At 68.3% G+C, this 17,247-nt stretch carries 1 protein-coding gene; it reads left to right on the top strand.

The features are described 5' to 3' along the window. The coding region (locus ACZ5DC_RS37155) for a non-ribosomal peptide synthase/polyketide synthase (protein WP_468660314.1) at positions 1-17,181 on the top strand (17,181 nt) is incomplete at its 5' end. Between the last annotated feature and the right edge of the window lie 66 nt (positions 17,182-17,247).

Raw genomic sequence — 17,247 nt, 5'->3', positions numbered from 1 at the left:
CCGGCGCCGGAGTACGGCTCGGGGACGGGCCGGGGTCCTGCGACGGTGCGCGAGGAGATCTTGTGCGCGGTGTTCGCTGAGGTGCTGGGGTTGGATCGGGTCGGGGTGGAGGATGACTTCTTCCAGCTGGGTGGGCATTCGCTGTTGGCGACGCGGTTGGTGAGCCGTCTTCGCACGGTGTTTGGTGTGGAGGTGGCGTTGCGTGTGGTGTTCGAGGCGCGGACGGTTGCGGGTGTGGCGGCCCGGCTGGAGGCGGCCGGTATGGCGCGTCCGGCTGTGGCGGTGGCCGAGCGTCCGGAGTTGGTGCCGTTGTCGTTCGCTCAGCAGCGGTTGTGGTTCCTGGCTCAGTTGGAGGGGCCGAGCGCGACGTACAACGTTCCGGTGGCGCTGCGGCTGAAGGGCGGAGTCAATGTTGCCGCGTTGAGGGTGGCGTTGGGGGATGTGCTGGAGCGGCATGAGGTGCTGCGCACGGTGTATCCGGTGGTCGACGGTCAGCCCTGGCAGCGGGTACTGCCGGCCGGGGAGACCGGTTTCGACCTCCAGGTCGTCCAGGCCGGTGAGGAGGAGTGGGGTGAGCTGGTCGAGCGCGCGGCGTCCTACACCTTCGACCTGTCGGCCGAGATCCCGATGCGGGCTTTGTTGCTGAGCGGGCCGGATCAGTCGGAGCACGTGCTTGTTGTGGTGATGCATCACATCGCGTCGGACGGCTGGTCGACGGGTCCGTTGTGGCGGGATCTGGCGGTGGCGTACGAGGCGCGGTGCGCTGGTCGGGAACCGGCTTGGGAGCCGTTGCCGGTGCAGTACGTGGACTACACGTTGTGGCAGCGCGGGCTGCTGGGTGAGCCGGAGGACCCGGACAGTGTGCTGGCGCGTCAGGTGAGCTACTGGCGTGAGGTGTTGTCAGACGTACCGGAAGAGCTGGTGCTGCCGTTTGACCGGCCTCGGCCGGCTGTGGCCACGCATACGGGTGCGGCGGCGGGGATCGATGTTCCCGCAGACGTGCACGCGGGGTTGGTGCGGCTGGCGCGTGAGCAGGGCGTGACGATGTTCATGGTCTTGCAAGCGGCTGTCGCGGTACTGCTGTCGCGGCTGGGCGCGGGCGAGGACATTCCGCTGGGCAGTGTGATCGCCGGGCGGACGGACGAGGCCCTGGACGATCTGGTCGGGTTCTTCGTCAACACGCTGGTGTTGCGCACGGACCTGTCGGGTGATCCGTCGTTCGCGGATGTGCTGGGCCGGGTGCGTGAGCGGAGTCTGGAGGCGTTCGCGCACCAGGATGTGCCGTTCGAGCGCCTGGTGGAGGAGCTGGCACCGGAGCGCTCGATGAGCCGCCATCCCCTCTTCCAGGTGATGGTTGGCTTGCAGAACGTGGGTGATGGCGGGATTGAGGCCCTGCCGGGGGTGGAGAGCGAGCCGTTCGGTACGGGCTTGGTCCAGGCGAAGTTCGACCTGGGGTTCGACTTCGCTGAGCTTTTCAGTTCCTCGGGGGAGCCGGCGGGTATCGGCGGCGGTTTGGTCTTCGCGGTGGACTTGTTCGATCAGGGCACCGCGGAGCGTTTGGTGGAGCGTCTGGGGCGGGTGCTGGAGGCGGTCGCCGCCGCTCCTGCCCTGCCGGTGCGCACTATTCCTGTTCTGGGGGAGGTGGAGCGGGAGCGGGTGTTGGTGGGGTGGAACGACTCGGCTCGGGGGGTTGAGCCGGCGACGTTGCCGGGGTTGTTCGCGGAGCAGGTGGTGCGGACGCCGGACGCGGTCGCGGTCCTGTTCGAGGACGTCGAGGTCTCGTATGCGGAGTTGGACGAGCGGTCGAACCGGCTGGCGCGGTTGCTGATTGGTCGTGGGGTGGGGCCGGAGTCGTTGGTGGGTGTGGTGATGGACCGGTCGGTGGAGCTGGTCGTGGCCCTGCTTGCCGTGCTGAAGGCGGGGGGTGCGTATGTGCCGGTGGATCCGGAGTACCCGGCTGAGCGGATTGACGGGGTCCTGGCGGATGCTGGGCCTGTGGTGGTGCTGACCTCGCGGGCGGCTGACCGTGAGGGTTCGGGCTGGATCGTGGTGGACGAGGCCGGGGTGCTGGAGGGCTGGTCGGGCGAGGCCGTCACGGATGCCGACCGGCTGGCTCTGTTGCGGCCGTCGCACCCGGCGTATGTGATCTACACGTCTGGTTCGACCGGGCGGCCCAAGGGTGTGGTCGTTCCTCATGCGGGTGTGGTGAACCGGTTGGCGTGGATGGATGGGTTGGGTCTGGGTGCGTCTGACCGGGTGTTGCAGAAGACGCCGTTTGGTTTTGATGTGTCGGTGTGGGAGTTGTTCTGGCCGTTGACGCGGGGTGCGGTGCTCGTGGTGGCACGGCCCGGTGGTCATCGTGATCCGGAGTATCTGGCCGGGTTGATCGCTGCTGAGCGGGTGACGGTGGCGCACTTCGTGCCGTCGATGCTCCCGGGATTCCTCGCGGTGCCGGGTGTGGCGCAGTGTGGGAGTTTGCGGGCGGTGTTCTGCAGCGGTGAGGCGTTGTCGGTGGGGCTGCGGGACCGGTTCGCGGGTGTGTTCGATGTGCCGTTGTACAACTTGTACGGGCCGACCGAGGCGGCTGTGGATGTGACGGCGTGGGAGTGCCGGCCGGAGCAGGACGGCGGGTCGGTTCCGATCGGTCGTCCGGTATGGAACACGCGTGTGTTCGTACTGGACGGCGGCCTTCAGCCGGTGGCGCCCGGAGCGGCGGGTGAGTTGTATCTGGCGGGTGTCCAGCTGGCCCGCGGCTACCTGGGGCGCACGGATCTGTCGGCGGAACGGTTCGTGGCGTGCCCGTTCGGGGGGCCGGGTGAGCGGATGTACCGCACCGGCGACGTCGTGCGCTGGACCGAAGACGGTGTCCTGGAGTTTGTGGGGCGTGCTGATGATCAGGTGAAGATCCGTGGTTTCCGGATCGAGCCGGGTGAGGTCGAGTCGGTGGTCGCCGCCTGTGAGGGGGTGGCGCAGGCCGCGGTTCTGGTCCGCGAGGACACCCCAGGCGACAAGCGCCTTGTTGCTTACGTCGTCGCAGACAACGTTGCCGGTGCGCAGGCCGGCACTGATGTAGCCGGGTCTGTGCGGGAGTTTGTTGCCTCGCGGTTGCCGGAGTACATGGTGCCGTCGGCGGTGGTGGTGTTGGAGTCGTTGCCGTTGACGGTGAACGGCAAGCTGGACCGCAAGGCTCTTCCTGCACCCGAGTACGGCTCGGGTGCCGGCAGGGGTCCGGCGACGGTGCGCGAGGAGATCTTGTGCGCGGTGTTCGCTGAGGTGCTGGGGTTGGACCGGGTGAGCGTCGACGATGACTTCTTCCAGCTGGGTGGGCATTCGCTGCTGGCGACGCGGTTGGTGAGCCGTATCCGCACGGTGTTCGGTGTGGAGGTGGCGTTGCGTGTGGTGTTCGAGGCGCGGACGGTCGCGGGTGTGGCGGCCCGGCTGGAGGCGGCCGGTATGGCGCGTCCGGCGGTGGCGGTGGCCGAGCGTCCGGAGTTGGTGCCGTTGTCGTTCGCTCAGCAGCGGTTGTGGTTCCTGGCGCAGCTGGAGGGGCCGAGCGCGACGTACAACGTTCCGGTGGCGTTGCGGCTGAAGGGCGGGGTGGATGTTGCCGCTTTGAGGGTGGCGTTGGGGGATGTGCTGATGCGGCATGAGGTGCTGCGGACGGTGTATCCGGTGGTCGACGGTCAGCCGTGGCAGCGGGTGCTCCCGGCCGGGGAGACCGGTTTCGACCTCCAGATCGTCCAGGCCGGTGAGGAAGAGTGGCGAATGCTGGTCGAGCGCACGGCGTCCTACGCCTTCGACCTGTCGGCCGAGATCCCGGTACGGGCGTTGTTGCTGAGCAGGCCGGATCAGTCGGAGCACGTGCTGGTTGTGGTGACGCATCACATCGCGTCGGACGGCTGGTCGACGGGCCCGTTGTGGCGGGATCTGTCGCAGGCGTATGAGGCGCGGTGCGCGGGCCGGGAGCCGGCCTGGTCGGAGCTCGGCGTGCAGTACGTGGACTATGCGTTGTGGCAGCGCGGGCTGCTGGGTGAGCTGGAGGACCCGGACAGTGTGCTGGCGCGCCAGGTGACCTACTGGCGTGAGGCTTTGGCAGACGTACCTGAGGAGCTGGTTCTGCCGTTTGACCGGTCTCGTCCGGCGGTGGCCACTCATGTGGGAGCGGTAGCGGACATAGAGGTTCCCGCAGGCGTGCATGCGGTCTTGGTGCGGTTGGCGCGTGAGCAGGGCGTGACGATGTTCATGGTCCTGCAGGCGGCCGTCGCGGTACTGCTGTCGCGGCTCGGCGCCGGTGACGACATCCCGCTGGGTACTCCGGTGGCGGGTCGCACGGACGAGGCCCTGGACGACCTCGTCGGCTTCTTCGTCAACACACTGGTACTGCGCACGGACCTGTCGGGTGACCCTTCGTTCGCCGACGTGCTGGACCGGGTGCGTGAGCGGAGTCTTGAGGCGTTCGCCCATCAGGATATGCCGTTCGAGCGCTTGGTGGAGGAGCTGGCACCGGAACGCTCGATGAGCCGCCATCCTCTGTTCCAGGTGATGGTGGGTTTGCAGAACGCCGATGGCGGCTTGGCGACGGGGCTCCTGGGAACGCAGGCGGAGCCTTTCAGTGCCGGCCCGTCGGCAGCCAAGTTCGACCTGGATTTCGCCTTCGCTGAGCATTTCGGTTCCGAGGGGGAGCCGGCGGGTCTCAGTGGGGGTCTGGTCTTCGCGGTGGACTTGTTCGATCAGGGCACCGCGGAGGCTTTGGTGGAGCGTCTGGGGCGGGTGCTGGAGGCGGTCGCCGCTGATCCCGCCCTGCCGGTGCGGACTATTCCCGTTCTGGGGGAGGCGGAGCGGGAGCGGGTGTTGGTGGAGTGGAACGACACCGCGCGGGAGGTTGAGCCGGCGACGTTGCCGGGGTTGTTCGCGCAGCAGGTGACGCGGACGCCGGACGCGGATGCGGTGGTCTGTGGGGATGCACGTGTCTCCTACCGAGAGCTTGATGAGCGGTCGGATCGGTTGGCGCGGGTGCTGGTGCGTGAGGGGGTGGGGCCGGAGTCGTTGGTGGGTGTGGTGATGGATCGGTCGGTGGAGTTGGTGGTGGCTTTGCTGGCTGTGGTGAAGGCGGGGGGTGCGTATGTGCCGGTGGATGCGGGAGCGCCGGTGGAGCGGATGCGGGTGGTGTTCGAGCAGGCGCGGGTGAGCGTGCTGCTGGTGGATGAACGGACGCAGGACCTGGCGTTCGTCGAGGAGTTCGCCGCCGGTGGTAGCGGTGACGAGGCCGGCAGTGGGGGTGTGGTGGTGCGGGCTGATGTCGAGGCTGGCGTTGAGGGGATGGCTGGTGGTGGCGTGTTGTCGGTGGGGTGTGTGCCGGGGCAGTTGGTGTATGTGATGTTCACGTCGGGGTCGACGGGGGTGCCGAAGGGGGTGGGGGTGTCGCATGGGGATGTGGCTGGTCTGGTGCGGGATGGGTGCTGGGCGTTTGACGGGGTGGTGCGGGGGTTGATGCGGGCGCCGCATTCGTTCGATGCGTCGACGTATGAGGTGTGGGTGCCGTTGTTGTCGGGTGGGTCGGTGGTGCTGGCGCCGGAGGGTGGTTTTGATGGTGGGGTGTTGCGTGGGCTGGTTGAGCGGTATGGCCTGACGCATGTGCATGTGACGGCGGGGTTGTTCCGGGTGATCGCGGAGGAGGATCCGGGGGCGTTCGCGGGGTTGTGTGAGGTGAGCACGGGTGGGGATGTGGTGCCGGCGGGTGCGGTGCGTGGGGTGTTGGGTGCGGTGCCTGGTGTGGTGGTGCGTAATACGTACGGGCCGACGGAGATGACGTTGTGCGCGACGCAGGTCGCGGTGCGTGATCCGCAGGCGGTGGGTGAGGTGATGCCGATCGGGCGTCCGATGGACAACACGCGTGCGTTCGTGCTGGATGGTGGGCTTCAGCCGGTGGCGCCCGGGGTGCCGGGTGAGTTGTATCTGGCGGGTGCGGGCCTGGCGCGGGGTTATTTGGGGCGTGCGGGACTGTCGGCTGAGCGGTTCGTGGCGTGTCCGTTCGGGGGGCCGGGTGAGCGGATGTACCGCACAGGTGATGTCGTGCGCTGGAGGCAGGACGGTCTGCTGGAATTCGTCGGACGTGCCGATGATCAGGTGAAGATCCGTGGTTATCGGATCGAGCCGGGTGAGGTCGAGGCCGTGGTCGCCGCCTGCGAGGGCATGGCGCAGGCCGCGGTCCTGGTCCGTGAGGACACACCCGGTGACAAACGCCTCGTTGCCTACATCGTGCCGGCTTCCGAGTCGGTCGGGGTGACGGCCGGGTCGGTGCGCGAGTATGTCGGCTCGCGGTTGCCGGAGTACATGGTGCCGTCGGCGGTGGTGGTGTTGGAGTCGTTGCCGTTGACGGTGAACGGCAAGCTGGACCGCAAGGCGTTGCCGGCGCCGGAGTACGACTCGGGTGCCGGCCGGGGTCCTGCGACGGTGCGTGAGGAGATCTTGTGCGCGGTGTTCGCTGAGGTGCTGGGGTTGGATCGGGTGGGGGTGGAGGACGACTTCTTCCAGCTGGGTGGGCATTCGCTGCTGGCGACGCGGTTGGTGAGCCGTATCCGCACGGTGTTCGGTGTGGAGGTGGCGTTGCGTGTGGTGTTCGAGGTGCGGACGGTTGCGGGTGTGGCGGCGCGGCTGGAGGCGGCCGGTATGGCGCGTCCGGCGGTGGTGGTGGCCGAGCGTCCGGAGTTGGTGCCGTTGTCGTTCGCTCAGCAGCGGTTGTGGTTCCTGGCCCAGCTGGAGGGGCCGAGCGCGACGTACAACGTTCCGGTGGCGTTGCGGTTGAGGGGCGGGGTGGATGTTGCGGCGTTGAGGGTGGCGTTGGGGGATGTGCTGGCGCGGCATGAGGTGCTGCGGACGGTGTATCCGGTGGTCGACGGTCAGCCCTGGCAGCGGGTGCTCCCGGCCGGGGAGACCGGCTTCGACCTCCAGATCGTCCATGCCGGCGTGGAGGAGTGGCGGGAGCTGGCCGAGCGGGCGGCGTCGTATGCGTTCGATCTGTCGGCCGAGATCCCGGTACGGGCCACTGTGATCCAGACGGATGTCGAGACGGCTGAGGGCGCTGGGGATGCAGGGGGCGACTGCGTCCTGGTGCTGACCGTGCACCACATCGCCACGGACGGCTGGTCGATGGGCCCCCTGGGGCAGGATCTTTCGCATGCCTATGAGGCGCGGTGCGCTGGTCGGGAACCGGCTTGGGAGCCGTTGCCGGTGCAGTATGCGGACTATGCGTTGTGGCAGCGCGGGCTGCTGGGTGAGCTGGAGGACCCGGACAGTGTGCTGGCGCGTCAGGTGAGCTACTGGCGTGAGGTGCTGGAGGGCGCGCCTGAAGAGCTGATTCTGCCGTTTGACCGGTCTCGGCCGGCGGTGGCCACGTATGCCGGGGCGGTGGCGGAGATTGATGTTCCCGCAGACGTGCATGCGGGATTGGTGCGGTTGGCACGTGAGCAGGGCGTGACGATGTTCATGGTCCTGCAGGCGGCCGTCGCGGTGCTGCTGTCGCGGCTGGGCGCGGGCGAGGACATCCCGCTGGGCAGTGTGATCGCCGGGCGCACGGATGAGGCCTTGGACGATCTGGTCGGGTTCTTCGTCAACACGCTGGTCCTGCGCACGGACCTGTCGGGTGATCCGTCGTTCGCGGATGTGCTGGGCCGGGTGCGCGAGCGGAGTCTGGAGGCGTTCGCGCACCAGGATGTGCCGTTCGAGCGTCTGGTGGAGGAGCTGGCACCGGAACGCTCGATGAATCGGCACCCTCTGTTCCAGGTGATGGTCGGTTTGCAGAACGCCGATGGCGGCATGGTGACGGGGCTCCTGGGAACGCAGGCGGAGCCTTTCAGCGCCGGTCCGTCGGCAGCCAGGTTCGATCTGGACTTTGCCTTCGCTGAGCGTTTCGGTTCCGAGGGGGAGCCGGCGGGTCTCAGTGGGGGCCTGGTCTTCGCCATGGATTTGTTCGATCAGGGCACCGCGGGGCGTCTGGTGGAGCGTCTGGGGAGGGTGCTGGAGGCGGTGGCCGGCGATCCCGCCGTGCCGGTGCGCCGCATCCCCGTTCTGGGTGAGGCGGAGCGGGAGCGGGTGTTGGTGGAGTGGAACGACACGGGTCTTGAGGTTCCGGCGGGAACGCTGCCGGGGTTGTTCGCGGAGCAGGTGGCGCGGACGCCAGACGCGGTTGCGGTGGTGTCCGGGGACGTTGAGGTCTCTTATGCGGAGTTGGATGAGCGGTCGAACCGGTTGGCGCGGTTGCTGATTGGTTGTGGGGTGGGGCCGGAGTCGTTGGTGGGTGTGGTGATGGACCGGTCGGTGGAGTTGGTGGTGGCTTTGCTGGCTGTGGTGAAGGCGGGGGGTGCGTATGTGCCGGTGGATCCGGAGTACCCGGCTGAGCGGATTGACGGGGTCCTGGCGGATGCTGGGCCTGTGGTGGTGCTGACCTCGCGGGCGGCTGACCGTGCGGGTTCGGGCTGGATCGTGGTGGATGAGGCCGGGGTGCTGGAGGGCTGGTCGGATGCAGCCGTCACGGATGCCGACCGGCTGGCTGTGCTGCGACCGTCGCATCCGGCGTATGTGATTTACACCTCCGGGTCCACCGGGCGGCCCAAGGGTGTGGTCGTTCCGCATGCGGGCGTGGTGAACCTGCTGGGCTGGATGCAGGACCGCTATGGGCTGGATGCCACGGACCGGGTGCTGCAGGCTACGCCGTATGTGTTCGATCCTTCAGTGTGGGAGATCTTCGGGACGCTGACGCAGGGCGCTGCGCTCGTGGCGGTCAGGCCTGGTGGTCATCGTGATCCGAAGTACCTGGCGGCCTTGATCGCCAGTGAGCGAGTCACCATGGCCAACTTCGTCCCCTCCATGTTGTCCGCCTTCCTCGAGGGCGCGGATGCGGCACAGTGCACCACGTTGCGTGCGGTGCTCTGCGGGGGCGAGCCCTGGTCACCTGCCCTGCGCGACAGGTTCAGCGCTGTTCTGAGTGCCTCTTTGCACAACCACTACGGGCCTACGGAGACGTCGATTGACGTCGTCGTGTGGTGTTGTGAGGCCGATGACGACGGCCGATCCCTGCCGATCGGGCGTCCGATGGGCAATGTCCGGGCCTTCGTGCTGGATGGCGGGCTTCAGCCGGTAGCGCCCGGAGTGGCGGGCGAGTTGTATGTCGCGGGTGTTCAGCTGGCCCGCGGCTATCTGGGGCGTGCGGATCTGTCCGCGGAGCGCTTTGTGGCGTGTCCGTTCGGGACTTCAGGTGAGCGGATGTACCGCACCGGTGATGTCGTGCGCTGGACTGACGCCGGTGTTCTGGAGTTCGTGGCGCGCGTCGATGATCAGGTGAAGATCCGTGGCTTCCGGATCGAGCTGGGTGAGGTCGAGTCGGCGGTGGCCGGGTGTGAGGGGGTCGCTCAGGCTGCGGTTCTGGTCCGGGAGGACGTTCCGGGTGACAAGCGGCTGGTCGCTTATGTGGTGCCGGCCGCGGGGGCAGTGGATGGGCTGACGGCCGGGTCGGTGCGAGAGCAGGTCGGCTCCCGTCTGCCGGAGTACATGGTGCCGTCGGCGGTGGTGGTGTTGGAGTCGTTGCCGTTGACGGTGAACGGCAAGCTCGACCGCAAGGCCCTGCCGGTGCCCGACTACGGTGCCGCTGGAACCCGACGGAAGCCGACCACGCCTCGCGAAGAGATGCTCTGCGCGGTGTTCGCCGAGGTGTTGGGCCTGGAGCGGGTGGGCGTCGACGATGACTTCTTCCGGCTCGGTGGGCATTCGTTGTTGGCGACGCGGTTGGTGAGCCGTATTCGCACGGTGTTTGGTGTGGAGTTGCCGTTGCGCGTCGTATTCGAGGCGCGGACGGTCGCGGGTGTGGCGGCCGGGCTGGAGGCGGCTGGTATGGCGCGTCCGGCTGTGGTGGTGGCTGAGCGTCCGGAGTTGGTGCCGTTGTCGTTCGCTCAGCAGCGGTTGTGGTTCCTGGCGCAGCTGGAGGGGCCGAGCGCGACGTACAACGTTCCGGTGGCGTTGCGGTTGAGGGGCGGGGTGGATGTTGCGGCGTTGAGGGTGGCGTTGGGGGATGTGCTGGCGCGGCATGAGGTGCTGCGGACGGTGTATCCGGTGGTCGACGGCCGGCCGTGGCAGCGGGTGCTGTCGGCCGGGGAGACCGGTTTCGACCTCCAGGTCGTCCAGGCCGGTGAGGAGGAGTGGCGGGAGCTGGCCGAGCGGGCGGCGTCGTATGCGTTCGATCTGTCGGCCGAGATCCCGGTGCGCGCCACCTTGATCAGGCCGGGTGCCGAGACGGGGCAAGGTGCTGGGCGAGCGGGGGACGAGTGTGTCCTGATTCTGACCGTGCACCATATCGCCACGGACGGCTGGTCGATGGGCCCCTTGTGGCGGGATCTGTCGGTGGCGTATGAGGCGCGGTGCGCGGGCCGGGAACCGGCTTGGGAGCCGTTGCCGGTCCAGTACGTGGACTACACGTTGTGGCAGCGCGGGCTGCTGGGTGAGCTGGAGGACCCGGACAGTGTGCTGGCGCGTCAGGTGAGCTACTGGCGTGAGGTGTTGTCAGACGTACCGGAAGAGCTGGTGCTGCCGTTTGACCGGTCTCGTCCGGCTGTGGCCACGCATGTGGGTGCGGTGGTGGGGATTGATGTTCCTGCAGACGTGCATGCGGGGTTGGTGCGGTTGGCGCGTGAGCAGGGCGTGACGATGTTCATGGTCCTGCAGGCGGCCGTCGCGGTGTTGCTGTCACGGTTGGGTGCAGGTGAGGACATCCCGCTGGGCAGTGTGATCGCCGGGCGGACGGATGAGGCCCTGGATGATCTGGTCGGGTTCTTCGTCAACACGCTGGTTTTGCGGACGGATCTGTCGGGTGATCCGTCGTTCGCGGATGTGCTGGGCCGGGTGCGTGAGCGGAGTCTGGAGGCGTTCGCGCACCAGGATGTGCCGTTCGAGCGTCTGGTGGAGGAGCTGGCACCGGAACGCTCGATGAGCCGCCATCCCCTCTTCCAGGTCGCGGTCGGCCTTCAGAATCTGGGTGATGGCGGGGTTGAGGGCCTGCCGGGGGTGGAGAGCGAGCCGTACGGTACAGGCCTGGTCCAGGCGAAGTTCGACCTGGGGTTCGACTTCGCTGAGCGTTTCAGTTCCTCGGGAGCGCCGATGGGCATCGGCGCTGGTCTGGTCTTCGCGGTGGACTTGTTCGAACAGGGCACCGCGGAGCGTTTGGTGGAGCGTCTGGGACGGGTGCTGGAGGCGGTCGCCGCCGCTCCCGCCGTGCCGGTGCGCACTATTCCGGTTCTGGGTGAGGCGGAGCGGGAGCGGGTGTTGGTGGGGTGGAACGACACGGCTCGGGAGGTTGAGCCGGTCACGTTGCCGGGGTTGTTCGCGCAGCAGGTGGCGCGGACGCCGGACGCGGTGGCGGTGGTGTTCGGGGATGCGCGTGTCTCCTACCGAGAGCTTGATGAGCGGTCGAACCGGTTGGCGCGGGTGCTGATCAGTCGTGGGGTGGGGCCGGAGTCGTTGGTGGGTGTGGTGATGGACCGGTCGGTGGACCTGGTCGTGGCCCTGCTTGCCGTGTTGAAGGCGGGGGGTGCGTATGTGCCGGTGGATCCGGAGTACCCGGCCGAGCGGATTGACGGGGTCCTGGCGGATGCCGGGCCTGTGGCGGTGCTGACCTCGCGGGCGGCTGACCGTGAGGGTTCGGGCTGGATCGTGGTGGATGAGGCCGGGGTGCTGGAGGGCTGGTCGGGCGAGGCCGTCACGGATGCCGACCGGCTGGCTGTGTTGCGGCCGTCGCACCCGGCGTACGTGATCTATACCTCCGGGTCCACGGGGCGGCCCAAGGGTGTGGTCGTTCCTCATGCGGGTGTGGTGAACCGGTTGGCGTGGATGGATGGGTTGGGTCTGGGTGCGTCTGACCGGGTGCTGCACAAGACGCCGTTTGGTTTTGATGTTTCGGTGTGGGAGTTGTTCTGGCCGTTGACGCGGGGTGCGGTGCTCGTGGTGGCACGGCCCGGTGGTCATCGTGATCCGGGGTATCTGGCCGGTTTGATCGCTGCTGAGCGGGTGACGGTGACGCACTTCGTGCCGTCGATGCTCCCGGGGTTCCTCGCGGTGCCGGGTGTGGCGCAGTGTGGGAGTTTGCGGGCGGTGTTCTGCAGCGGTGAGGCGTTGTCGGCGGGGCTGCGGGACCGGTTCGCGGGTGTGTTCGATGTGCCGTTGTACAACCTGTACGGGCCGACCGAGGCGGCTGTGGATGTGACGGCGTGGGAGTGCCGGCCGGAGCAGGACGGCGGGTCGGTTCCGATCGGGCGTCCGGTGTGGAACACGCGTGTGTTCGTGCTGGATGGTGGCCTTCAGCCGGTGGCGCCCGGAGCGGTGGGTGAGTTGTATCTGGCGGGTGTCCAGCTGGCGCGGGGTTATCTGGGGCGTGCGGATCTGTCGGCGGAGCGGTTCGTGGCGTGTCCGTTCGGTGTGCCGGGTGAGCGGATGTATCGCACCGGTGATGTCGTGCGCTGGACTCAGGACGGTGTCCTGGAGTTTGTGGGGCGTGCTGATGATCAGGTGAAGATCCGTGGTTTCCGGATCGAGCCTGGTGAGGTCGAGTCGGTGGTCGCCGCCTGTGAGGGGGTGGCGCAGGCCGCGGTTCTGGTCCGCGAGGACACCCCAGGCGACAAGCGCCTCGTCGCCTACGTCGTGCCGGCCTCGACGGAGACGGCCGCTGTTGGGGTGCGGGAGCAGGTTGCCTCTCGTCTGCCGGAGTACATGGTGCCGTCGGCGGTGGTGGTGCTGGAGTCGTTGCCGTTGACGGTGAACGGCAAGCTCGACCGCAAAGCCCTGCCGGCACCGGAGTACGACTCAGGGGCCGGCCGGGGCCCGGCGACCGTGCGGGAGGAGATCTTGTGCGCGGTGTTCGCCGAGGTGCTGGGGTTGGATCGGGTCGGGGTGCAGGACGACTTCTTCCAGCTGGGTGGGCATTCCCTGCTGGCGGTGACGTTGGTGGAGCGGTTGCGGGCTCGTGGTGTGTCGGTGGATGTGCGGACGTTGTTCTCGGCGCCGACGGTGGAGCGGCTGGCCGCGGCGGCGGGACGCACAGAGGTGCGCGTTCCGCCGTCGTCCATTCCGGTGGGTGCCGAGGCGGTGTTGCCGGAGATGGTGCCGCTGGCGGGGTTGACGGTGGCGGAGCTGGCGCGGGTGGTGGAGTCGGTTCCGGGGGGCGCGGCCAACGTGGCAGACGTGTATCCGCTGGCTCCGTTGCAGGAGGGCTTGTTCTTCCATCACCGGCTCGCTGCCGGTGCCGGTGTGGAGCAGGAGCAGGACCCGTATGTGCTGAGGCAGGTGTGGGAGTTCGAGTCGCGGGTGCGGCTGGATGAGTTCGTGGCGGCGTGGCAGCGGGTGATCGACCGGCATGACGTGTTGAGGTCGGCTGTGGTGTGGGAGGGGCTGTCGCATCCGGTGCAGGTGGTCCACCGCACGGCGCCGCTGCCGGTGACGGAGCTGGACAGCGGTGTCTTTCCGCAGGGCGCGGATGCTGTGGAAAGCATCCTGGGGATCGCGGACGCGCCGATGGACCTGCGGCGTGCGCCGTTGTCCGACGCGTATGCGGCGGCGTTGCCGGACGGCTCGGGCCGATGGCTGCTGGTACTGCGGTCGCATCACATCATGCAGGACCACACCACGCTGGAGATCGTCCACGACGAGGTGCGGGCGGTGCTGGCGGGTGAGGAGGATCGTCTGCCGGCGCCGATGCCGTACCGGGAGTTCGTCGGCCAGGCACTGCTGGGGGTCTCCCCGGAGGAGCACGAGCAGCACTTCGCGTCCGTGCTGGGCGACGTGACGGAACCCACCGCCGCGTTCGGCGTCACGGATGTGCTCGGCGACGGAAGCGTCGTCGGTGAGACACAGGCGCTGGTGCCGCAGGGCCTGGCCCGCCGGGTGCGTGAGGCGGCTCGCGCTTGCGGTGTGAGTCCGGCGACGGTGTTCCATGTGGTGTGGTCGCGGGTGCTGGCGGCGGTGTCGGGCCGTGACGACGTGGTGTTCGGCACGCTGGTGTTCGGCCGGGTGCAGGCGGGCGCCGGTTCGGACCGGGTGCCGGGGCTGTTCATCAACACGCTCCCGGTACGGGTACGGACCTCGGGTGTGGCCGTCGGGGACGCGGTGCGCGGGATGCAGGGCCAGCTGGCCGAGCTGATGGTGCACGAGCACGCCTCGCTCGCCGCGGTGCAGCGGGTCAGCGGGATCCCGGCACCGGCCCCGCTGTTCACCACGCTGTTCAACTACCGGCACGGTATGGACCCTGGCCGGCACGAGGAAACCGGTGCCCAGACTCTGCAGGGAGGCACGCGAGACCTCGGGGGACAGGAGCAGACGAACTATCCGCTGACAGTCTCGGTGGACGACTTGGGCGCCGTGGGAGGTTTCGGCTTCTCGGTGCAGGCGGTGGAGTCGATCGATCCCGCGCTGGTGACCGGGCTGATGCTGGCGGCGACCGAAGGCGTCGTAGAGGCGCTGGAACAGGATCCGCACACCGTCCTGGGCACCGTCCCCGTTCTGAGTGAGGCGGAGCGGGAGCGGGTGCTGGTGGAGTGGAACGACACGGGTCTTGAGGTTCCGGCGGGAACGCTGCCGGGGTTGTTCGCGCAGCAGGTGGCGCGGACGCCGGACGCGGTGGCGCTGGTGTTCGAGGGTGCCGAGGTGTCGTATGCGGAGTTGGACGAGCGGTCGAACCGGTTGGCGCGGTTGTTGATTGGTCGTGGGGTGGGGCCGGAGTCGTTGGTGGGTGTGGTGATGGACCGGTCGGCGGACCTGGTCGTGGCCCTGCTCGCTGTGCTGAAGGCAGGAGGCGCGTATGTGCCCGTGGACCCGGAATATCCGGCCGGGCGTATCGCCTCGGTGGTGGCCGATGCCGGCGTGAGCATGGTGCTCGCTGACGGCGCGTCGGCCGGTGTCGTGGCAGACGCCGGTGTGGGAGCGCCCGTGGTCGTGGTGGATGAGGCCGGGGTGCTGGAAGGCTGGTCGGGCGAGGCCGTCACGGATGCGGACCGGCTGGCTGTGCTGCGGCCGTCGCATCCCGCATACGTGATCTACACGTCCGGGTCCACCGGGCGGCCCAAGGGCGTGGTCGTTCCGCACGCGGGCGTGGTGAACCTGCTGGGCTGGATGCAGGGCCGCTACGGAATGGACGCCACGGACCGGGTACTGCAGAAGTCACCCTTCGTCTTCGACGGTTCAGTGTGGGAGTTGTTCTGGCCCCTGGTGCGGGGTGCGGTGCTCGTGGTGGCGCGGCCTGGTGGTCATCGTGATCCGGAGTATCTGGCCGGGTTGATCGCCGATGAGCGGGTGACACTGGTGCAGTTCGTGCCGTCGATGCTGCCGGCGTTCCTCGCGGTGCCGGGTGTGGCGCAGTGCGGGAGTCTGCGCGCGGTGTTCTGCGCGGGTGAGGCGTTGCCGTCCCACATGCGGGAAGCGTTCCAGGGGGTGCTGCCCGGTGTGCTGCTGGAGAACCAGTACGGGCCGACGGAGGCGACGGTCCTGACGACGGTGTGGGAGTGCACGGAGGAGGACAGCGGACCGGTCGTCCCGATCGGGCAGCCGATGGGCAACATCCGTACCTTCGTACTGGATGGGGCGCTCCAGCCGGTCGCACCCGGAGCGTCGGGTGAACTGTATGTGGCCGGTGCGGGCCTGACGCGTGGATACCTGGGGCGTACCGGCCTGTCGGCGGAGCGGTTCGTGGCGTGTCCGTTCGGGACTCCGGGTGAGCGGATGTACCGCACCGGTGATGTCGTGCGCTGGACCGACGACGGTGTGCTGGAGTTCGTCGGACGCGCCGATGACCAGGTGAAGATCCGTGGCCTTCGGATCGAGCTGGGCGAGGTCGAGGCCGTGGTCGCCGACCACGAACGGGTGTCCCAGGTCGCGGTGCTGGTCCGGGAAGACACGTCGGGCGACAAGCGGCTGGTCGCCTACGTGGTGCCGGCGGAGGCTGTCGGTGGTCGGACCGGTGCCGACCCCATCGATCCCGACCCGGCCGATGCCCACCGGACCGATCAGACCGATGCCGGCCGGACCGGTACCGCACTGGCCACATCCGTGCGGGAGCACGTCGCTGGGCGCTTGCCGGAGTACATGGTGCCGTCGGCGGTGGTGGTGCTGGAGTCGCTGCCGCTGACGGTCAACGGCAAACTGGACCGTGAGGCGCTCCCGGCGCCCGAGTACCTGTCCAGGGGTAACGGCGGATCCGGCACCACGCTCGGGGAAGAGATCCTGAGCACGGTCTTCGCCCAGGTTCTGGGCGTGGCGACCGTGGGAGTGGAGGACAACTTCTTCGACCTGGGCGGTCACTCCTTGCTCGCGATGCGTCTGGCCGGCCGGATCCAAGAGGTACTCGGCTTGCGGATATCGGTTCGGGAGATCTTCCAGGCACCGACGGTCGCCGGGATCGCCAAGAAGCTGGAGCGGACCTCTCGGTCCGGTGACGGGGGAGTGCTGCTGCCGTTCCGCGTACAGGGCGACAGCGCGCCGGTCTTCTGCGTCCACGCCGGACGAGGGCTCGGCTGGGAGTACCTGTACTTCGCGCAGATCACGCCCCCCGACCGTCCGGTATACGGCCTGCGGGCACGGGGCATCGACGGCGCCGCGGCCTTGCCGCAGTCGGTGGCGGAGATGGCCGCGGACTACGTGGAACAGATTCGTACGGTCCAGCCGGCCGGCCCCTATCATCTGCTCGGTTGGTCGTTCGGCGGGCTGGTGGCTCAGGAGATGGCCGTACAACTGCAAGCCGCCGGTGAGGAAGTGGGCACCTTGGTGGTGCTGGACTCCGTACCGCTGGCGGAAAGGCGCAAGCGGCCTTCCGGTGACGAGCCGGAACCCGGGGCGCACGAGGGACTGGCCGCGGAGCTGGCGGACCTCCGGGTCGGTCTCTTCTCGGACGACGAGCTCACGGCGCTCCTCGAGGTCAGCCGCAACAATGCGGAGCTGATGGAAGCGCACAGAGCGAGCGTCTTCGACGGCGACCTGCTGTTCGTCGCCAGTGAGGAGGCCGAGGAGGACGACGCCGATCGCTGGCACTCCTATGTTTCCGGCGAGGTGCGCGAGGTCAGGGTTCCCTGTGGGCATGATCAGATGTACCGGTCCGACATCATGCAAGTGGTGTGGGACGAGCTGAAGGAGCTCCTGGCTCAGGACAGCGCGTGATGGCCGGCCGGCGTAACTGCGGGCATCGCCGATGTCCGGGGGTGTCCGCCCGCGGGATGCTCGTGC

This window comes from Streptomyces sp. NPDC031445, assembly GCF_055581365.1.
Note: the sequence above shows the minus strand (reverse complement) of the source record. Positions and strands in the feature narration are given on the sequence as shown.